The 17,777-nt window shown below is 36.8% G+C and carries 21 protein-coding genes; 13 read left to right on the plus strand and 8 right to left on the minus strand.

Annotated elements, in window-relative coordinates:
• Window positions 1–166 precede the first annotated feature (166 nt).
• Together AC4NPH_RS02240 and AC4NPH_RS02245 are read left to right on the plus strand one after the other, a co-directional pair.
• Window positions 167–1,249 (plus strand): tyrosine-type recombinase/integrase, encoded by a 1,083-nt coding sequence (locus tag AC4NPH_RS02240; protein ID WP_013057225.1) that lies wholly within the window; start codon window positions 167–169, stop codon window positions 1,247–1,249.
• A 141-nt stretch (window positions 1,250–1,390) separates the two neighbouring features.
• Window positions 1,391–1,825 carry a hypothetical protein gene (locus tag AC4NPH_RS02245; RefSeq protein ID WP_013057224.1) on the plus strand — a complete coding sequence of 145 codons (435 nt, stop codon included), beginning with the start codon at window positions 1,391–1,393 and terminating at the stop codon, window positions 1,823–1,825.
• Between the two features lie 36 nt (window positions 1,826–1,861).
• Here the strand turns inward: AC4NPH_RS02245 and AC4NPH_RS02250 are convergent, their stop codons facing one another.
• Window positions 1,862–2,314, minus strand: a complete 453-nt coding sequence (locus AC4NPH_RS02250) for a MarR family winged helix-turn-helix transcriptional regulator (RefSeq protein WP_029322006.1) — start codon at window positions 2,312–2,314, stop codon at window positions 1,862–1,864.
• Between the two features lie 198 nt (window positions 2,315–2,512).
• On the opposite strand from AC4NPH_RS02250, the gene AC4NPH_RS02255 reads away from it, so the two are divergent.
• The 3 genes from AC4NPH_RS02255 to AC4NPH_RS02265 all read left to right on the plus strand — a co-directional run bounded on the left by AC4NPH_RS02255 (window position 2,513) and on the right by AC4NPH_RS02265 (window position 4,931).
• Window positions 2,513–3,301 carry an HAD family hydrolase gene (locus tag AC4NPH_RS02255; RefSeq protein WP_013057222.1) on the plus strand — a complete coding sequence of 263 codons (789 nt, stop codon included), beginning with the start codon at window positions 2,513–2,515 and terminating at the stop codon, window positions 3,299–3,301.
• A 186-nt stretch (window positions 3,302–3,487) separates the two neighbouring features.
• Window positions 3,488–4,111, plus strand: coding sequence for a hypothetical protein (locus AC4NPH_RS02260; protein ID WP_240530769.1), 624 nt, complete (start codon window positions 3,488–3,490; stop codon window positions 4,109–4,111).
• A gap of 310 nt (window positions 4,112–4,421) precedes the next feature.
• Window positions 4,422–4,931, plus strand: coding sequence for a hypothetical protein (locus AC4NPH_RS02265; RefSeq protein WP_013057220.1), 510 nt, complete (start codon window positions 4,422–4,424; stop codon window positions 4,929–4,931).
• 88 nt (window positions 4,932–5,019) lie between these two features.
• Here AC4NPH_RS02265 and AC4NPH_RS02270 read toward each other — a convergent pair whose 3' ends face one another.
• From AC4NPH_RS02270 to AC4NPH_RS02280, 3 genes are all read right to left on the minus strand, one after another.
• Window positions 5,020–6,300, minus strand: coding sequence for an Nramp family divalent metal transporter (locus AC4NPH_RS02270; RefSeq protein WP_029321999.1), 1,281 nt, complete (start codon window positions 6,298–6,300; stop codon window positions 5,020–5,022).
• A 156-nt stretch (window positions 6,301–6,456) separates the two neighbouring features.
• Window positions 6,457–7,386 (minus strand): PD-(D/E)XK nuclease family protein, encoded by a 930-nt coding sequence (locus AC4NPH_RS02275; protein ID WP_013057218.1) that lies wholly within the window; start codon window positions 7,384–7,386, stop codon window positions 6,457–6,459.
• 512 nt (window positions 7,387–7,898) lie between these two features.
• Complete coding sequence (locus AC4NPH_RS02280) at window positions 7,899–8,393, minus strand: hypothetical protein (protein ID WP_013057217.1); 495 nt, start codon at window positions 8,391–8,393, stop codon at window positions 7,899–7,901.
• A 416-nt stretch (window positions 8,394–8,809) separates the two neighbouring features.
• Between AC4NPH_RS02280 and AC4NPH_RS02285 the strand changes: the two genes are divergently transcribed.
• Complete coding sequence (locus AC4NPH_RS02285) at window positions 8,810–9,310, plus strand: GNAT family N-acetyltransferase (protein ID WP_013057216.1); 501 nt, start codon at window positions 8,810–8,812, stop codon at window positions 9,308–9,310.
• Window positions 9,311–9,345: 35 nt separating this feature from the next.
• Here AC4NPH_RS02285 and uraH read toward each other — a convergent pair whose 3' ends face one another.
• Genes uraH through AC4NPH_RS02300 form a run of 3 tightly spaced genes read right to left on the minus strand, consistent with a single transcriptional unit; the run spans window position 9,346 to window position 11,561 of the window.
• Complete coding sequence (uraH, locus tag AC4NPH_RS02290; RefSeq protein WP_013057215.1) at window positions 9,346–9,702, minus strand: hydroxyisourate hydrolase; 357 nt, start codon at window positions 9,700–9,702, stop codon at window positions 9,346–9,348.
• A complete protein-coding gene (uraD, locus tag AC4NPH_RS02295; protein WP_013057214.1) occupies window positions 9,699–10,226 on the minus strand; it encodes a 2-oxo-4-hydroxy-4-carboxy-5-ureidoimidazoline decarboxylase in 528 nt (175 codons plus the stop codon). Before uraD ends, uraH begins: the two co-directional genes overlap by 4 nt.
• Before the next feature lie 12 nt (window positions 10,227–10,238).
• Window positions 10,239–11,561, minus strand: a complete 1,323-nt coding sequence (locus AC4NPH_RS02300) for a nucleobase:cation symporter-2 family protein (protein ID WP_013057213.1) — start codon at window positions 11,559–11,561, stop codon at window positions 10,239–10,241.
• Between the two features lie 269 nt (window positions 11,562–11,830).
• On the opposite strand from AC4NPH_RS02300, the gene AC4NPH_RS02305 reads away from it, so the two are divergent.
• The 7 genes from AC4NPH_RS02305 (at window position 11,831) to AC4NPH_RS02335 (ending at window position 16,781) form a co-directional block, all read left to right on the plus strand.
• The gene (locus AC4NPH_RS02305) at window positions 11,831–12,418 is read left to right on the plus strand and encodes a lysophospholipid acyltransferase family protein (protein ID WP_013057212.1); all 588 of its coding nucleotides are present in this window, start codon (window positions 11,831–11,833) and stop codon (window positions 12,416–12,418) included.
• A gap of 20 nt (window positions 12,419–12,438) precedes the next feature.
• On the plus strand, window positions 12,439–12,924 hold the full coding sequence (locus AC4NPH_RS02310; protein ID WP_013057211.1) for a hypothetical protein: 486 nt from the start codon (window positions 12,439–12,441) through the stop codon (window positions 12,922–12,924).
• A 219-nt stretch (window positions 12,925–13,143) separates the two neighbouring features.
• Window positions 13,144–14,217 carry a branched-chain amino acid aminotransferase gene (locus AC4NPH_RS02315; protein WP_013057210.1) on the plus strand — a complete coding sequence of 358 codons (1,074 nt, stop codon included), beginning with the start codon at window positions 13,144–13,146 and terminating at the stop codon, window positions 14,215–14,217.
• Between the two features lie 218 nt (window positions 14,218–14,435).
• Window positions 14,436–14,663 (plus strand): hypothetical protein, encoded by a 228-nt coding sequence (locus tag AC4NPH_RS02320; protein WP_063671674.1) that lies wholly within the window; start codon window positions 14,436–14,438, stop codon window positions 14,661–14,663.
• A gap of 137 nt (window positions 14,664–14,800) precedes the next feature.
• On the plus strand, window positions 14,801–15,082 hold the full coding sequence (locus tag AC4NPH_RS02325) for a hypothetical protein (protein WP_029321983.1): 282 nt from the start codon (window positions 14,801–14,803) through the stop codon (window positions 15,080–15,082).
• A 169-nt stretch (window positions 15,083–15,251) separates the two neighbouring features.
• Window positions 15,252–15,599 carry a hypothetical protein gene (locus AC4NPH_RS02330; protein WP_255286317.1) on the plus strand — a complete coding sequence of 116 codons (348 nt, stop codon included), beginning with the start codon at window positions 15,252–15,254 and terminating at the stop codon, window positions 15,597–15,599.
• A gap of 255 nt (window positions 15,600–15,854) precedes the next feature.
• Window positions 15,855–16,781 (plus strand): manganese-dependent inorganic pyrophosphatase, encoded by a 927-nt coding sequence (locus AC4NPH_RS02335; RefSeq protein WP_013057209.1) that lies wholly within the window; start codon window positions 15,855–15,857, stop codon window positions 16,779–16,781.
• A 19-nt stretch (window positions 16,782–16,800) separates the two neighbouring features.
• Here the strand turns inward: AC4NPH_RS02335 and AC4NPH_RS02340 are convergent, their stop codons facing one another.
• Window positions 16,801–17,745 (minus strand): alpha/beta hydrolase, encoded by a 945-nt coding sequence (locus AC4NPH_RS02340; protein ID WP_491938551.1) that lies wholly within the window; start codon window positions 17,743–17,745, stop codon window positions 16,801–16,803.
• Between the last annotated feature and the right edge of the window lie 32 nt (window positions 17,746–17,777).

The following is a 17,777-nucleotide window of genomic DNA, read 5'->3' on the forward strand; positions in this document are numbered from 1 at the left end:
TGGATTTTTGTATTAAAATCTTTAAAAACTGACTTTCTAAATTGAGTTTTGAGAGGTTTTTAAAAACTTTTAATGGTATTTGTTGCGAATTTATAAAAAATCGTTATATCGAATCCTAGATCATTTAAAAGGGATATCGTTGTTTTTAATCATTAGGAGGGGTAAAATGGAAGAATTTGAATTGTCGCCTGCGAAAAATTCGTTTCGCCAACTAAAAGAGCAGTGGGAAGAGGCAGAGCTGTTAGATGAAGATAACAACTTGAATTTAAAGCACATTTCAGATGAAGAATTTATTCAGCTCTTTTTTTCAATGCGTATTATCAAAAAATCACTTTCTCCTCATACAATCAGATCTTACAATCAAGACATGAAAACGATTCTGTCTTTTTTCTATGAACGAGAGATTACATTAAAATCGATTGGATTTATGGAAGTCAAATTATTTAATGAAGAAATGATGAATCAATATGCCAATCGCACCGCTGCAAGAAAACTAGAATTTTTTAGAAGAATGCTAGAGTTTGGACACGCTACTCATTTTTATCCTTCGCTGTATACGACGTGGATTGAAAAACCATCTATTTCTAAAGGACATTACAGCGACAAGGAAAAACAAAATCGCACCGAGTACCGAGAGCTAACCGACCGCGAAGCCCAGGTGATTGTAAATGCGTTAGAATCAGTCGTGCGCATTCGTCAGCATGAAAAGGAATTCAAAGCGCGCAATCGCTTAATGGGAATGCTTTTGTATATGAGTGGAATGCGTTCAAGTGAACTGCTGAGTTTAAATTGGGGAAGCTTCCGCGAAGACCGTCGCGGAAATTTGGTTGTAGATGTGATTGGTAAAGGAAAAAAAGAACGAACGATTCCTGTGTTTGATGATGTGAAAGAAACGCTTTTCACTTACCGTCAAGCGTTAAATGAAAGCACTGAACTAAGTCCTTTTGACACCGACCCGCTTTTTTACTCCATTAAAGAGTACTATCGTACCGGCGAAAAGAAGCGATTATCCTATACAACGTTGTATCGAACGATTAAATCAGCTGTTTATAAAGTAAAAGGAAACGCGTCTATTTCTCCTCATTGGTTTCGTCACACCTTTATTACAAACAGTTTAGCTAATGACGTTCCGCTTGCTGTTGTGAAGCAAGTAGTAGGGCATTCTTCTATTGCTACAACGAACGTTTATCTTGAAAAACTTCAAGAAGATACGGTATACGACGCGTTTCGAAAATCGGGTTATCGCTAATTACTTATAATATTTTTATGTAAACTAAAAAACATATATTTTCATTTTTACTGCTTATGCGTATGAAATAAGTTGTATAAATGAATAAGTTACTTTTCCTACAATATAATGGTAGAAAGTCGATAAAGGAGGGAGCTACCTATGACGGCTAAACATCCGCTTCACTACCATTTCGGAGAAGTAACGGAGCTTTTTCATTACATATACGAAGTTTGTGAAACAGCAGGTATTTATATTGACTGGAGCGGAACAGCCCAAACCGTTCAGCTATATCGAAGCGAAGAATCTTTTTTATCCGGAGAACGCTACATCGGAGCGATTCAGTATGAGGGAAGCAATCAGTTTCAAAAAAGATGGCCTTCTACCGTCAGTTTGAGATTTCGACGTGCGAACTTGTCGTTTATTTTAAAATATTGTTTAGAACAAATTGAAGACTACCGCAAAGACACGAACAAAGAACCCTTCATTAATCCAAATGCAGAATCCATCGCGTTTAAATTCACCTCTTTAACAGATGAAACCAAACAAGTGATTTCAAAAATCAAAGAAGTACTATGCATCGCCAACTACGTGTAAAACCCCGCAGAATGTTAGCTGTGGGGTTTTGGGTATTTAACGCAGGTCTTCTGCGTCTTGAAGCAATTGCTCGGCGCGGTATTCAAGTTTTTGTAAAGTTTCGGTATAAATTTTTACCTGCTGTTCGTTTAATTCGGACGTCAATTCGAAAAATACCTGCTCCACAGCAGGCGTTACGTCTGTTTTTAAACGCAGGCCGTCTTCTGTTATTTGAATAAAAAACGAGCGGCGATCTTCTGGATTTCTGATACGCTGAATCCAATTTTGTTTTTCTAGTAAATCTAAAATTTTAGTCAGCGTCGCTTGATCCTTATCCGCTCGTTCAGCTAATTGTTTCTGCGTACTATATTCAGCTTCTGATACGCGTTTTAAAACGGTCCACTGTTCTGGCGTAATCCCAAAAGGGCGCAAGCGTGCGGCAACTACTCTGCTTAAGCGCTTACTTGTACGAACTGTGGGAATGCCGAATATTTCTTCTAACGATTCCATATAAAACCTCCTGCATACATACATGCTGTGATTATATCAGCTGTTTTTATTTCTGTAAATTTGTTTGTAAAGAGGACGCTTTATAAAAATAAATTTACAGAATAAATCGCAAATACACTAGACTTATTGTGTGTATCCTTGTAATCTAGTGTAAGAATAGTTAAACTTTTTCAAAAACAGTAGGGGGTACACACATCCATGATTAAAGCGGTATTTTTCGACTTAGATGACACGCTACTTTGGGATCAAAAAAGCGTAAAAGAAGCATTCGTTGCAACATGTACATATGCAAGTGAGAAATATAATTTAAAACCTGAAGAACTAGAAGAAGCGGTGCGTAAGGAAGCAAGAGAATTATATGCTTCGTATGAAACCTATGAGTTTACGCAAATGATTGGCATTAATCCATTTGAAGGATTATGGGGAAATTTTTTAGACGATCATGATGAATTCCGCAAAATGAAAGATATTGTTCCTACTTATCGCAAAGAAGCTTGGACTCGAGGTCTTCGTGCCCTAGGAATTCACGATGATGCTTTTGGAGCAGAGCTAGCTGAGCGTTTTCCATTAGAGCGCCGCAAAACACCGTTTGTATACGAAGAAACGTTTGAAGTACTTGATCAATTAAAAGGAAAGTACAAGCTGCTGCTGCTAACAAACGGTTCACCTGACTTACAAAATACCAAATTAGATATTACATCAGAACTAGTTCCATATTTTGATGAGATTGTGATTTCAGGTGCATTTGGCCGCGGTAAGCCTGATCCATCTATTTTCGACCATGCTTTATCACTTATGGATTTAAAGAAAGATGAAGCGATTATGGTTGGAGATAATTTAATGACAGATATACTGGGTTCTTCTCGCGTTGGAATGAAATCTGTATGGATTAATCGTCACGATAAAGAGCGAAATGAAGTCATTCCTACTTATGAAATTACCCATTTAAGTGAACTGCATTCAATTTTAGATGAACTAAATTCATAATACGAACAAACAAAAAAGAGGCGGAAATCGTCTCTTTTTTGTTATAAAAATAAGCACAGCAGTCTTTGCAGGTCCTATATCCGTTCCAAATCCCACTGACTTCATTCACATTGTACTAATCTTATCCTTGATTCCCAGATAAATACCATATAGCATAGTATATAGACTAGTCATTGGAGGAATAACATGAAGAAAATAGTTACCAGAAGCCTTGTAGCTGCTGCTTTGTTCACAAGTCTCGCCGCTTGTGAAGACAAACAAGGCGATACGCACGTCACTTACAAAACCCCTCAACCTAAACATGCCCCGGGAACAGACACCATTTCAGCAACAGATGAAACGATGGCCCCTGTAAGTCGGGTAGCTCAAGAAGATGAAACCGATGATCGATTAGCATTTGGAGAACGATCAAAACACGGTCAATATTATGTGTCCACAACGGATGCGCAATTTTATCCTGTTAAAGGAGCTAAACAAGTAAACACCCAGTACATTGTCGTATCCGTTCAGTTTCAGCGAACACCTAATGAACATTCGACTGTAGTATTAAACGACACAACGTTTACATTACAAGATACAGTAACTCATCAAACTTACGAACCGTCTGATGGAGGGAATTTATCGACAGAAACCCCGCACACCCTGTGGACAGCTTTTTCATTACCGTCACTATCTGACGATGAACCACTTAACCTCGATGTTGCATTTAAAATTCCAAAAAAGGCCAACCATACGTATAACCTGTTAATTACACAGCAATCAGAACGAGCGGATGTGTTTAAGTTTGAAGAAGCCAAACAGAATTATTAACTACATAAAACGTCTATCTTTTGCTTTATAGAAAAAGAAGGCGTTTTTTTATAAAATAATCTTGTTTTCCATAAAAAGAGCAAATGATACTACAACCCCTGAATAAAAAGAAGGAATATACAAGGGAAGCGGAGCAAACGATAGACACAAAAAGAAAAAAAGAAAAAGAGAATAGACATAAAGCGCGTTAGTGTAGTCAAGTTCAAAAAGAACGTGTATCATTGTAACTGCTGGTAACAAAAGATAGACATAAAATATAAATAAAAAAGTTATGAGAAAGGAAAAGGTGCGTACATCACGTTAAAGACATATGAATCATAAACATACAAAAACAACTACTGAATTTAGTAATAAAAAAATAAACATGCATTTAAATAGAAAGCTATCAGCCGCTATTATAGCTGCGTTTCTTTTTACTTTACTTTTTTGTTTTATGCCAGGTATAAAAGAGTCAATTCCCAATTTTTCTATTAAAAAAACCAGTCCGCATTTCATTGATTTATTTCCTTTATACCTTTTATTTTTTACACCCTTCTTTTTAATAATGGGGACGTTAGGCACGGTTATCGTTGATTTATTAGTCAGTGCTTTTGTAAAAGACCGTAGTAAAAAAATTGATTTTATCATGTCATTCATATTTCACGCCATTTTTGGGTTATTAATGTTTGAATTCGGAATGATGGGCGTCATTCTTATTTTTATTGTTGATCGCATTCTTTCAATCCGTAAAGAAAACTATTCTTATTTATCCCCACTGGGTTGCTTAGTACTGTCGGCCATTATTGGAACTCTCGTCTACTTCATTTTTACTATCGTTTAATAAAAAATAATAAAAAAGAGACCCAATTGTTAGACTATATCTAACTTTTTAGGGTCTCTTTTTTGTTTTTTCTTGAAAGTTTGATTTACTATGCTATCGTTTGATAAATCAAAAAGATATTTAAACAAATGACTAATGCAGCTATCACCCAAGCTACAGTGGTTGTTGCTTTATGATTAACCAATCCGCCCATGATTTTTTTATTACTCGTAAACATAATAAGAGGAACGAGCGCAAAGGCAATTCCGAACGATAAAATAACTTGACTGACAACTAGTGCACTTGTTGGATTTACGCCCAATCCGATAATCAAAAGCGGCGGAATAATTGTAATGAACCGGCGAAGATATAAAGGAATTCTGCGTTTAATAAATCCTTGCATGATGACATCTCCAGACATTGTTCCGACCGAAGAACTTGAAAGTCCTGAAGATAATAATCCAACTCCGAACGCAATAGCTGCAAAGGGACCAATTAAATGTTCAAATTGTGTAAAAGCCACGTCCAAATCTTGCACGTTTAGTCCGTTTTTAAAGAATAGAGCGGCTGCGACAATCAGCATGCTTGCATTAATTGCACCAGCGATAATCATGGCAATCACAATATCAATAAATTCAAAGCGGAAAATCGCTTTTTTCTCCGATTCTGTAGTTCCTACCACGCGGCGCTGCGTAAGAGCTGAGTGCAAATAAATCGCGTGTGGCATAACTGTAGCACCCAAAATCCCAGAAGCTAACAGCACGCTGTCTGTTCCGTGAAACTGAGGGACAAATAAGCCGTGGACAACACTTGCGCCGTCTGGATGCGCAAGAAACATTTGAGTCCCAAAAGCTAATACCACAATAAAAACCATCGCCGCAATAGCTGCTTCTAGCAGTCGAACACCTCGTCTTTGTAACTCTAAAATAGCAAAAGAGCCTACCGCTGCGATAAGTGCAGCTGGGAACAGAGGAATATGAAATAATAAATAAATTCCAAGAGCAGCCCCAATAAATTCTGCTAAATCCGTCGCCATAATGACCAATTCTCCTTGGATCCAAAGCCCAAAAGAAACGAAGGACGGGAAGTGTTCCTGTGCTATCTCGGGTAAATTCAAGCCCGTTGCAATCCCTAATTTAGCTGATAACGATTGAATTAAGACAGCCATTAAGTTAGAAATTAATACAACCCAAAGCAGCATGTATCCGTATTGAGAGCCTGCTGCAATATTAGTAGCAAAATTACCTGGGTCAATATAAGCAACCGCTGCGATAAAAGCAGGCCCTAAGAAAGGTAATAATCGCTTAATTCCTTTTGTTTTACCCGACAATACGTCTTGAGCACTTAGCTGCATAGCTGATAATGCTTTACTGCCGTTTTGATCTTTCATGTCTAGTGCTCCTTTCTTTGATGAACAATAAATAGCCTAAGCTAATTTTTTTATATGAAGTATAAAATGTTTCCTTAATGCAAATTATATGCTAGCAAAGGTTCTTTTGACAATAAAAAAGTTTAGCAAAAAATATAGATCATCTTCAGCTGTTTTTTATCCCGTTTGGCACAATTCTTTAAATGCACAGCCGTGACAGGAGGCAGGCGTATCTGTTTGAGGGAAATGCTCAAGCGGAAGAGGCTGATTTACCTCTGAGTCTTCCAAAAAAGTTTTCATATAATCAATGCTTGTATCAACTTGCTGAAGAACAGCTTCAATTTCGTGAAGAGTAAGCTGATACGTACGCGCACTGCCTGAAAGCAAGTATTCGTTTCGGACTTTTATCTGATCAACGGAAATATTATATTCAGCTAGCACGTAGAGGGCGTATATCGCCAGTTGAAACAAATCATCTTTTGTTTGTTTACTTATTTTCCAATCAACAATCGTAAATTCGTCTGTGACTGGATTTTTAAAAAGAGAATGAAAAGGCGCATATACTTTATGATCATACACATTTATAGAACGAAACGACTGATGAGGCTCCACTTCTAAAAAAGGTGAAGATACGATGTCGCAAAAAGATTTACTTTGTAAAAAGTGATGTACACAAATGTGTACCCGTTTTTGCATGTCTTTAAGGTCTTTTTTAGAAATATAGCCGTTTTCGTAGAATTCTAAAAGCATCTTATACTGAGCAGGCTTATGATACCAAAGCTCTCCATAGTCAGTAGAATCACGCAGTGCGTTATTTAGTAGCTGCTGCACTTTCTCCGCTAAGTTCCGTTCATTTGGGACAAGCTTTGTAGATGTATAGTCAGAAATGGCCTCTGTAATCACTTGACGCACGGCTTGTCCGGCGTACATAGATAAAGTGGAAACCTTTTTTAAACGATAAGCGCTCTGAGACTGCGCAGAAGCGCTGTCAAGCCATCCGTTATGTGAGACATAATAATGATATGCATACTTTCGGTTGCACTGTGTGACCATTTTATGTCTGGAGTACGACCATGAAAATTCAGGGAAATCAGTGATTTGAAACAAGCTATTCACATCCTTTTTCAAAAACTGCGTATAGGTTGGTCTATTAGTATATTCGTACATGAGTTAAAATAGACTGAAAATGTAGAGAGTGAATAGCTACGCATGCATATTATTTTGTGGATTCTCGCGAAATATGTATAAATAGAAAAAACTATTTAAAAATTGATTGCTTTTTTCTGTGGCGGATGTTATATTAATAAAGCGATGAGCTAATTTGTGTAAGTCGAAGGACATGCTTTCGAGCTAAACGTGTGAATGTGGTCACACGGTCCCCGCCACAAACGCATCAAAGACGTCCTACGTGGACGTCTTTTTCATTTTATAAAAAAGAGAGCTTATGCTCTCTTTTTTTGTGTGAGATTATTTACTGAAGAAGTTAGGGTTTTTATTTGAATGCTTCACTATATTTTTAATACTTCTTTTTCACCGTTTTTTATTCCATACATCGTTTCCTACTTGCAACAAGAGTTTTCTTATCCGATTTTCTCGACCAAACATAAATATATAAAAACTTACTGTATTTGCACATTTGCCGCATATTGCATTGTTCCTCTTGTAGAGTTAATCGCAATATCAACAACGTACAAACCTTGATTTTTAGGAACCTTAAATTCATTATTTTTGACAAACAGCTTGGTTTTTTCACCGTTATCTCTCCATATATGCACACTCACACTACGAATATAAGCACCGTCTAAGTTCGAAAAATGGAGCTTAACCAATTGTTGCTGCTGCAATGGGATACTTTTTTGCTGCGATATGTATGTATATAAATCATATACATTTATTTCTTTTTTTGTTGTTGAACGGCCGTTTGACCAGTTAATAGAACCTTTGTGAAGGTGATAGGTATGTTCGTTGACCGCAAGCGCAGCTTCAGGTTTGTTTTGATCGTATTCTTCCTCTAGAAAGAAAGCACTGTTCTTAAGTAAAAGTAAGAAGAACACTATAACAGCTCCTAGACCGCTTAAGACATATACACCACATTTTGCGGATTGTACTTTCATAATAATTTCCTTTCATAGACCAATAATTAAGGAGGATATGTACATGAAATTTCCACTTTTTCTATTTTAAACGATTACAAGTAAAATTACATTTATTGCTTTCTTTCTTCATGAAAAACAGGATAATAGTCATATGTTTTCTATAAAAGGTCTCCTTAGATCAAAATCAAACCCATAGAAAAGGAAGAAAAATGGAAATTAAAAGAGGGAATCTAAAAAATTTACAGAAGTTGATAAGTGATTTAAAATTATACAGAGGAAAAAAGCATTTCAAAAAAAGGGAGATTAGTAGGTTTTTTGTTCTACTTCCGCTTCTTAAAAAGTCGTATTTTTCGTAAGAAACTGTAAAGCTATATTTTATAAAGGTGAACCAATACATATACAAACAAAAGGGACACACAAAAAGGGGGATCAGCATGCAAATTAGAGAACTAGAATTACATGATGCTGCAAACTTTGTAGATTTGCTTAAACAGATTGAAGAAGAAAGTAAGTTTATGCTGTTTGAAAGCGGAGAGCGAAAGCTGAGCACAGATCAGCAGGAGAAAAACATCGAAATCTTTAAGCAGCAGCCAAACTCTACGATTATTGTAGCAGAAGAAAACGAGATGCTTGTGGGATATATAGCTGCAACAGGGGGGGAAGCTAACCGAAACGCTCACATCGCTTCTCTAACATTAGGTATTCGAAAGACGTTTCAAAATCAAGGGATTGGGACAGCTTTAATCGGTGCACTTGAAGAATGGGCGAGAGAACACCGTATTCATCGTCTTGAACTGACAGTCGCTATACAGCATGAAAAGGCTCTTTCTTTATATGACAAAGGAGGATTTGAAATTGAAGGAACAAAAAAACATTCACTGCGAATTGGCGGTTTGTTTATTGATGAGTACTATATGTCTAAATTGCTCAACTAAAAAAGAAACGACGTTTAAAGACGCCGTTTCTTTTTTTAGCTTCCTCTATAAATTTGGTATCCCCACGGTGACACAAGCAAAGGGACGTGATAATGTTCTTGTTCAGAAGACAATCCGACTCGAACAGAAACCTGATTTAAAAAGGGGGGATTTGTTGTTTGGACCTCTTGTTTTTTATAATATTCCCCAATATGAAACAGAAGTTCATAATCTCCTGATTCAAACGCTTCAGAAGAGAAGAGCGGAGTTACTAACCTCCCGTCTTCATTTGTAGTACCGTGTGAAATTTTTATTCGTTTACTTTCCGACTGAATATGATAAAAATCAACTTTGACAAAAGCAGCCGGACATCCGTGGGTAAGATCTAAAATATGCGTTGTGATTTTAGTCATGCTCGTTTCTTTGTCTCCTTATCTTCAGTAATTTTATCAGTTAAGCGAAAGAAAGCAATTTTATATACTTCTTCTAACGCTGTATCAAACTCTGTTTGCTCAGTATTTAGTAAACGACTTTGCATTGCCTCGTAGATATCTTCTTTTTGTTTGCCTCGTACTGCCAAAATAAAAGGAAAAGGAAACTTCTCCATATACGTTCCATTGAGAGAAGAAAACTGTTCATACTCATCTTGCGTTAAGTTTTGTAAGCCTGCTTTGGTTTGTTCTTCGGTAGAAGCAGATGTCATGGCAATATTTTCACCTAGATTTGGATGAGCTTGCAGCAGCTGCAGCTGTTTTTCTACAGATGCTTGCGCTACAATTTCTTTCATCATGGCATGAAGTTGTTCAACGGAAGAGAAAGGGCCTTTAGAATAAGCCTCTTCTGCAACCCAAGGTGAATGTTCAAATATATCACCAACTAGTGAAACAAAATGCTGCTTGCTAAGCTGATTTACATACTGTACGGATACGTTATTCATACTACACCACCTTTATTTTATTTCTGAATAATCTGTCTTCTCCAAAGAGACAGAAGGTACTTTTCGTTCAATTGATGCGTTAAAAAAGAGATTTAATAAAATGGCAGCCAAACTTCCCGTAATAACTCCATCACTTACAATTACGCGCAAAGCATTTGGGAGCTGAGCGAATAAATCAGGTACCACCGTTACACCAAGGCCGAGTGAAAGAGAGCACGCAATAATCAGCAAATTTTCTTGTTTGGACAAATCAACAGCACTTAGCATTTTGATGCCTGATGAAATAACTAAACCAAACAACACGACCATTGCTCCTCCTAAAACAGGGGTGGGAATAATGGTTGTAAAAGCAGCTATTTTCGGAACAAGCCCCAGTAATATGAGAATGAAGCCGGCTACTACCACTACATTTTTTGTTTTCACTTTCGATAATTGAACCAGTCCTACATTCTGAGCGAATGTATTGTAAGGGAAAGCATTAAATAGCCCTCCAAGAACAATGGCGATTCCTTCGGCACGGTAGCCTTTTGTAAAATCCTTTTCCGTTAATTCCCGATCACACAGCTTTCCTAACGCTAAAAATACGCCTGTAGACTCAATAATAATGACCAAGCATACGAGAATCATTGTTAAAATAGGGCCGATTTCAAAAGTAGGCATCCCAAAATAAAAAGGAGTGGGAACGTGCAGCCAAGAAGCTTCATTAAAATTAGTGAAATCAACTTTTCCCATTAATACAGCGGCTATTGTTCCGGCTACAATTCCAATCAATACAGAAAGAGAACGAAGAAAACCGCTGAAAAATCGATTTAAAATTAAAATAAGCGCTAGAACACCAAAAGAAAGAAGAAGATTAGAAAGAGAACCAAAATCTTTGCTTCCCACTCCTCCTGCCATATTTCGGACAGCGGATGGTACAAGCGATAAACCAATCATCGTCACAACCGTTCCGGTGACAACGGGAGGGAAAAATTTAATAATTTTGCCTAAAAAACTTGCTGCCAGTACGATGAAAATACCACCGGCAATAATCGCTCCGTAAACAGCGCTAATTCCATATTGAGTTCCAATTGCAATCATAGGAGTCACCGCTACAAATGAGCTTCCGAGTACAACAGGAAGACCAATACCAAACCACCTGTTCGTCCATGCCTGCAGCAGCGTAGCTAGTCCGCATGTTAGTAAATCAATGGCCACAAGATAGGATAAGTCATGGGCATTTAAATTCAATGCGCGCCCCACCATCAGCGGAACGAGAATGGCACCCGCATACATAGCGAGTACGTGCTGTAATCCCAATGAAGCTAGTCGAAACGGTCGATTTTGGTTATTCACCTAAAAACCTCCTTTAATTATATCACATGTAATGTCAATAAATATTACATTTATAATAATACATTAATAGTAAAATGTTTTTTAAGGGATGTCATTAGTTAAGTTGACTAAAAATAGAGGATTCGATATCTACTTTTTTACAATATATAGAGAAGTAGGTAAGCTATCTTGTAAAAAGATGTTACATTAATTTTTAGTACCAACTCTTAATAGTAAGTGATATAATTTTTGTATATATTTTCAAATAATAGAGGGAAGAGGAAATGTTTATGTATAATCTTGCGGCTCACGTATGGAAATTTTTATTGAAAAGAAGAGGTAAGCTTTACATAAGGAATAAAGAGTCTTTACCAACAGACACAGGTTTTGTGATCGCTTGTTCGCATAAGGGATGGGTAGACGTTGTAGCGCTTGGTGCGGCTATTTTGCCTCACCAAATTCATTTTATGGCAAAAAAGGAGCTTTTTAATCATATACTCACTAGTAATGTATTAAAAAAACTCAACGCATTCCCAGTAGATCGTAACAACCCGGGACCCAGCAGCATTAAAACACCTATTAAATTAGCAAAAGAAGGACATATCGTCGGGATTTTTCCTAGCGGCACGCGAACAGAGGAAGACGTTCCCTTAAAAAGAGGAGCAGTCACTATAGCGAGTATAGCAAAGGTTCCTATTGTACCCGCGGTTTACAAAGGACCCGCAAATGTAAAAGAACTATTTTCGAAGGTTCCTATTGTTATCTCCTTTGGAAAACCTATCTACCTTGGAGAAGATAAACTGACAAAAGATCGCCTTGCCGACGTGTCAAACCATTTAACAGCTTCAATTCGTGCGTTAGAGGAAACAGCAAGATAACTTCATAGTGGAGGTGCATCATGAAGGATTGGGTACAGAGAAAGTTAAACGATGTAATTAGTGATGATGTGCAGGCAAAAATGAAAGAAAAGATGGCTGAAAGTGGCGTAACCGTTCCTATATCCGCTTCTATGCTCATGCGAATTTTTCAAAAGCAAATGACAAAGCAAGATCAAATTCAGCAATTCTCTATTTCATTTCAAGACTCCTATATTCACGTGAATGGAATTATTAAAAAATTTCTGGTGAGAATTCCATTTTCCATTGTGCTAGAACCTCTTGAGGCAAAAGAACGTACGCTTCTATTCAAAATCCATGAAATGAAACCTCTTAATCAAAATTGGATCAACTATCGAATTTTTCACAAGCCGCCTGTTACTACGTATGAAGAAAAACAAATTCATATCAATCTCAATGAAATTGATAAAGTGAAGGTCATTCCAGTAGGGAAAATCAAACAATTTTCAATACAAGATGAAAAGCTTCGAGTGAAAATTGGTTTATAAATAGTTATAAATAAAATGTAGAAATAGTTTTTTTAGAAAGAAAACCTTTTCAATTCAGCACTTAATTCGATTAGGTGCTATTTCTTTATAATTTTTATAAAATTTTTAGAATTTTTCGTCTCTAACTATTGTGACACTCTTCCCTAAAGTTGTACAATGTAACTTATATAGAGGTTTAAGCGAAAAACCCGTAAATATAAAGAGCAAGGAGAAACAACTATGACAACTTATTCAATCGATGTAACACTAAGTCAAACAAAAAAAGAAAAGCCGCAATCTGATCAATTGCAATTCGGGAAAGTCTTTACGGACCATATGTTCATTATGGATTATACAGAAGGCCAAGGATGGCACGATGCTCGTATTGTCCCTTATCAACCTATCACATTAGATCCGGCATCCATGATCTTTCATTACGGGCAGTCTGTTTTTGAAGGACTAAAAGCATATGTAACAAAAAAAGAGCAAGTATTATTATTTAGACCAGATGAGAACTTCAAACGTTTAAATAAATCAAACGATCGTCTTTGTATTCCTCATGTTGATGAAAACTTAGCGCTAGAAGCGTTAAAGCAGCTGATTAAAATTGACCGCGAATGGATTCCTACTGCTGAAGGTACATCACTATACATTCGCCCGTTTGTCATCGCAACAGAGCCTTACTTAGGAGTAGCGCCATCTGACCGCTATCAATTTATCATTATTCTTTCTCCAGTTGGTTCATATTACAAAGAAGGGATTGCTCCTGTAAAAATTGCGGTTGAAAGCGAATTTGTTCGTGCTGTAGCCGGAGGGACAGGGACAGCTAAAACAGGCGGAAACTATGCTTCAAGCTTAAAAGCTCAGCAGCTTTCTGACTCAAAAGGCTATTCACAAGTACTGTGGTTAGACGGAGTTGAACGCAAGTACATTGAAGAAGTAGGAAGCATGAATATTTTCTTCAAAATCGATGGAGAAGTAGTAACGCCATCTGTGAACGGAAGCATTTTGGAAGGAATTACGCGTAAATCTATCATTGAGCTGCTAAAACACTGGGATATGCCTGTAACTGAGCGCCGTATTTCTATGGAAGAAATTAAGCAAGCTTATTCCGAAGGCAAACTAGAAGAGGCATTTGGAACAGGTACAGCTGCAGTTATTTCTCCAATTGGCGAACTATTTTGGAATAACGAGAAAATGGTCATCAACGATGGAAACACAGGAGAAGTATCACAAAAACTGTATGACACTCTAACAGGTATTCAAAATGGTACAGTGGAAGACCCATTCGGCTGGGCAGTGGAAGTAGAATAAATTTCGGTAGCCGAATATCTTTTTACGTAAAAGAAGCGGACAGCTCCCGCTTCTTTTTTTATTGCCGAATAGTCCAAAAGAAACGAGTTATTTTTTTGAATATTTAGAACTGTTTATATACTTTTATTGTAAAATAAAATATAATTTTCCTTATAAAAGCAATACTTTGTCTTTATTGAAATTCACAGCATTACTTATTCGTTATAAGGGGGAACAAAATGCTTTTTTTATCACATGATGAAAAAATTAAACAGCTGGCTTCACACTTAGCTGAACGACTCGAAGGAGAATTAAGCCAAGAAACCTCAGATGAACAAATGCACGTGCTCATCGGCTATTTGTTTGCTTCTCATTTAATCGAGCACCGTCCCACGGGTTATTACGTAAGGTCTCAATACCCTGAGCAGCTAAAAGATTTATATGAAACTTTACACGTCCATCAATAAATTATCTCTTCCTCTTTTGTCCTATATCGTGTAGAATTTTAGAAAATATATGATTTTCTAGTTGATGGCAGAGCTAGGATATAGCGAGGTGTGGCATTTACCTTTAAATGATTAAGTAATGGCTTTAGAGGTGAATAATGTTAGCACAGATCAAAGAAATGAGTTTAGATAAAAATCGTCGTAATCCACATTACCGCGTATTGTTGCAGTGTCCAGACGGGAGTGAACTATTCATTCACTTTAATTATACATACCGATCAAAAACATATTGGTCAAGAGATGTATATTACAACAATGTTCATAAAAAATCTCAGCTTGCTTGGTATACCCAAAGCGTAGAAGGAATGACGGCTCAGCAGTTTCTTGAAGAGCTAGGAGCCAAAGTAAATGAACATTTCGATTTTACACTGCGACGATAACCAAAAAAGGACAGAGTAATGTATATTCTCTTTTTTTGAAATGAAAGGCGGAATGTTCATGGCGCAAATTGTAATGTGGATGTTTTTTATCGGTCCTTGGCTATTGCTTTTTGCAGTGGATAAAGAGCGAGTGAAGCGGTATATGGCTGTATAACTATTTGGAGTGGTATTGTTAACGATGGTTTTTCAAATTGCAGATGACTTTAACTGGTGGGAAGTGAATAAAACTCTTTTTTTTTTCGTTAATATGACGCCTTTTCCTTTTGGCATATTTATAATAGGCACGCTTTTTATTTTTTTTTTTACCTATCCTGGCTTTTGGATGTTTATGATTATCAACGCAGCATTTGATTTGTTTCAAGCATTTGTTATGAATCCTATTTTTGAAAAGCTAAATATTTATACACTGAAGGAAATGAATCATTTTTTATTATTTGTACTAATGATGGTTGTTGCTGTTCTACTTTTTCTTTATCAAAAGTGGCAAGATACTGCGTTTAAGTTATCTATCAAGTAATAGAGAGACGGGTTGTATTTTATCGCTAACTTTTATATAATGAACGTATAAAACCCTCTATTTATATCGGAAATAGAGGTGTTTTTACTATGAAAAAGATACAAAATGGCAAAATATCTGCGGATGAATATCATTTTTCGCAAAAAAATTAAAATAATGTAAAAGTTTATGTTAAAATGGCAATGTTGCGTGAACGAATTAACTAAATTTACGCAAGAATGCTATTTACATACGTAAGAAGGAGAGAGATTTAAGATGGCAAAGACGTTAATTTTTGGACATAAAAATCCTGACACAGATACAATCTGTTCTGCAATTGCATACGCTGATTTAAAGAATAAATTAGGTGTAGACGCTGAACCAGTTCGATTAGGCGATATTAACGGTGAAACGCAATTTGCTCTTGAAAAGTTCAACGCTGAACTACCACGTTTCGTTGATGAAGTATCTAAAGAAACAAATGAAGTTATTTTAGTGGACCACAACGAACGCCAACAAAGTGCAAACGATATTGATCAAGTTCGTGTGCTTGAAGTAATTGATCATCACCGTATTGCTAACTTTGAAACAGCAGATCCTTTATACTATCGTGCAGAGCCAGTTGGATGTACGGCAACGATCTTAAACAAGATGTATAAAGAAAACGGCGTAGAAATCGAACCTAACATCGCAGGTCTTATGCTATCAGCTATCATTTCTGATTCTTTATTATTCAAATCACCAACTTGCACAGACCAGGACGTTGCAGCTGCTAAAGAATTAGCGGAAATTGCAGGCGTAGATGCAGAAGAGTACGGATTAGCAATGCTGAAAGCTGGAGCTGACTTAGGCGATAAAACAGCTTCACAATTAATTTCATTAGATGCTAAAGAATTCAGCATGGGTACAAGCAAAGTAGAAATTGCACAAGTGAATGCAATTGACGTAAACGACGTTTTAGTACGCAAAGTTGAATTGGAAGAAGCTATTACTAAAACAATCGAAGAAAAAGGATTACAATTATTCCTTTTAGTTGTTACAGATATTTTAAACAGCAACTCTACTGCATTAGCATTGGGTTCTGCTGCTTCAAAAGTAGAAGAAGCATACAACGTAACGCTTGAAAACAATACAGCTGTCTTAGAAGGCGTTGTATCACGTAAAAAACAAGTAGTGCCTGTATTAACATCTGTATTTGCTTAATAAAAAAAACGGTTCGTGTCTAGACACGAACCGTTTTTTTGTCCATTTGCACGTCAAGCCAATTTAGTATATCTTCTATCACTTCATCTTTATTTAATTCATTAAGCAACTCATGACGGCACTGTGTAAAAAAGCGGTAGCTTACGTCCTGCAATCCGGCTTTTTTAAAGTCGTTATATACTTTGAGTACCCCTTTTGTATAGCTGCCTACTGGGTCATGTTCTCCAGATATTAAATAAACAGGCAGGTTTGATAGTACTAGCTTTATATTAGCTAAGTTAGAGATTTGTTTGATTCCTGTTAATAAGTCATAGAAAAATCCCGCTGTGAAAACTCCTCCGCAGTAAGGGTCATTTACATATAAATCTACAGCCTCATTATCTTGACTTAACCAGTCAAAAGGTGTTCGAGCAGGATGAAAGGATTTGTTATACTGTCCAAAAGAAAGTTTATCAAGCAATGGACTAGCAGATCGTAATCCTTTTCTTTTTTTCTCTATTGTCGCAGCTAATATGCCGCCCTTCAGTGAAAGGGAAGGAATGCTGCCAGTACCTGAGAGCATCACACCATAAATGTGCTCTGTATTCAATTGAATATATCTTCTCGTTAGAAAAGAACCCATGCTGTGACCGAAAAGAAAGATTGGTAGACCGGAGTGTTCCGTTGAAATGTGATTAGTCAGAGCAATCATGTCGTAAACTACGGTGTCAAAACCATTTTCTTCAGCAAAAAAACGCTTTTCTTCATCTTTTAAAGCTGTTTGACCGTGACCGCGGTGATCATTTCCATATACGATGTAGCCATGTTGAGTTAATACATTAGCAAAGTATTCGTAGCGTCCAATATGTTCGGCCATCCCATGGGCTATTTGAACAACGCCTTTTGCAGAATTGTTTTCAACATCCCATTTTTGTGCAAATATTTCTTTTTCCTGATGACCTCTGTAATAAAAGGATTGTTTCATGCTCAGCATCCACCTTCCGCCTCCCCTTGTAA

This window comes from Priestia sp. MDV22-iso46, from assembly GCF_058629175.1.

Bases quoted from the DNA above. Each gene is read 5' to 3' on its own strand.
- AC4NPH_RS02340 (WP_491938551.1), bottom strand. From the start codon at position 17,745: ATGAAACAATCCTTTTATTACAGAGGTCATCAGGAAAAAGAAATATTT.
- AC4NPH_RS02250 (WP_029322006.1), bottom strand. From the start codon at position 2,314: ATGGAATCGTTAGAAGAAATATTCGGCATTCCCACAGTTCGTACAAGT.
- AC4NPH_RS02270 (WP_029321999.1), bottom strand. From the start codon at position 6,300: ATGAAAGATCAAAACGGCAGTAAAGCATTATCAGCTATGCAGCTAAGT.
- AC4NPH_RS02280 (WP_013057217.1), bottom strand. From the start codon at position 8,393: ATGAAAGTACAATCCGCAAAATGTGGTGTATATGTCTTAAGCGGTCTA.
- AC4NPH_RS02315 (WP_013057210.1), top strand. From the start codon at position 13,144: ATGACAACTTATTCAATCGATGTAACACTAAGTCAAACAAAAAAAGAA.
- uraD (WP_013057214.1), bottom strand. From the start codon at position 10,226: ATGAATAACGTATCCGTACAGTATGTAAATCAGCTTAGCAAGCAGCAT.
- AC4NPH_RS02240 (WP_013057225.1), top strand. From the start codon at position 167: ATGGAAGAATTTGAATTGTCGCCTGCGAAAAATTCGTTTCGCCAACTA.
- uraH (WP_013057215.1), bottom strand. From the start codon at position 9,702: ATGACTAAAATCACAACGCATATTTTAGATCTTACCCACGGATGTCCG.
- AC4NPH_RS02335 (WP_013057209.1), top strand. From the start codon at position 15,855: ATGGCAAAGACGTTAATTTTTGGACATAAAAATCCTGACACAGATACA.
- AC4NPH_RS02260 (WP_240530769.1), top strand. From the start codon at position 3,488: ATGAAGAAAATAGTTACCAGAAGCCTTGTAGCTGCTGCTTTGTTCACA.
- AC4NPH_RS02285 (WP_013057216.1), top strand. From the start codon at position 8,810: ATGCAAATTAGAGAACTAGAATTACATGATGCTGCAAACTTTGTAGAT.
- AC4NPH_RS02310 (WP_013057211.1), top strand. From the start codon at position 12,439: ATGAAGGATTGGGTACAGAGAAAGTTAAACGATGTAATTAGTGATGAT.
- AC4NPH_RS02245 (WP_013057224.1), top strand. From the start codon at position 1,391: ATGACGGCTAAACATCCGCTTCACTACCATTTCGGAGAAGTAACGGAG.
- AC4NPH_RS02325 (WP_029321983.1), top strand. From the start codon at position 14,801: ATGTTAGCACAGATCAAAGAAATGAGTTTAGATAAAAATCGTCGTAAT.
- AC4NPH_RS02265 (WP_013057220.1), top strand. From the start codon at position 4,422: ATGAATCATAAACATACAAAAACAACTACTGAATTTAGTAATAAAAAA.
- AC4NPH_RS02255 (WP_013057222.1), top strand. From the start codon at position 2,513: ATGATTAAAGCGGTATTTTTCGACTTAGATGACACGCTACTTTGGGAT.
- AC4NPH_RS02305 (WP_013057212.1), top strand. From the start codon at position 11,831: ATGTATAATCTTGCGGCTCACGTATGGAAATTTTTATTGAAAAGAAGA.
- AC4NPH_RS02320 (WP_063671674.1), top strand. From the start codon at position 14,436: ATGCTTTTTTTATCACATGATGAAAAAATTAAACAGCTGGCTTCACAC.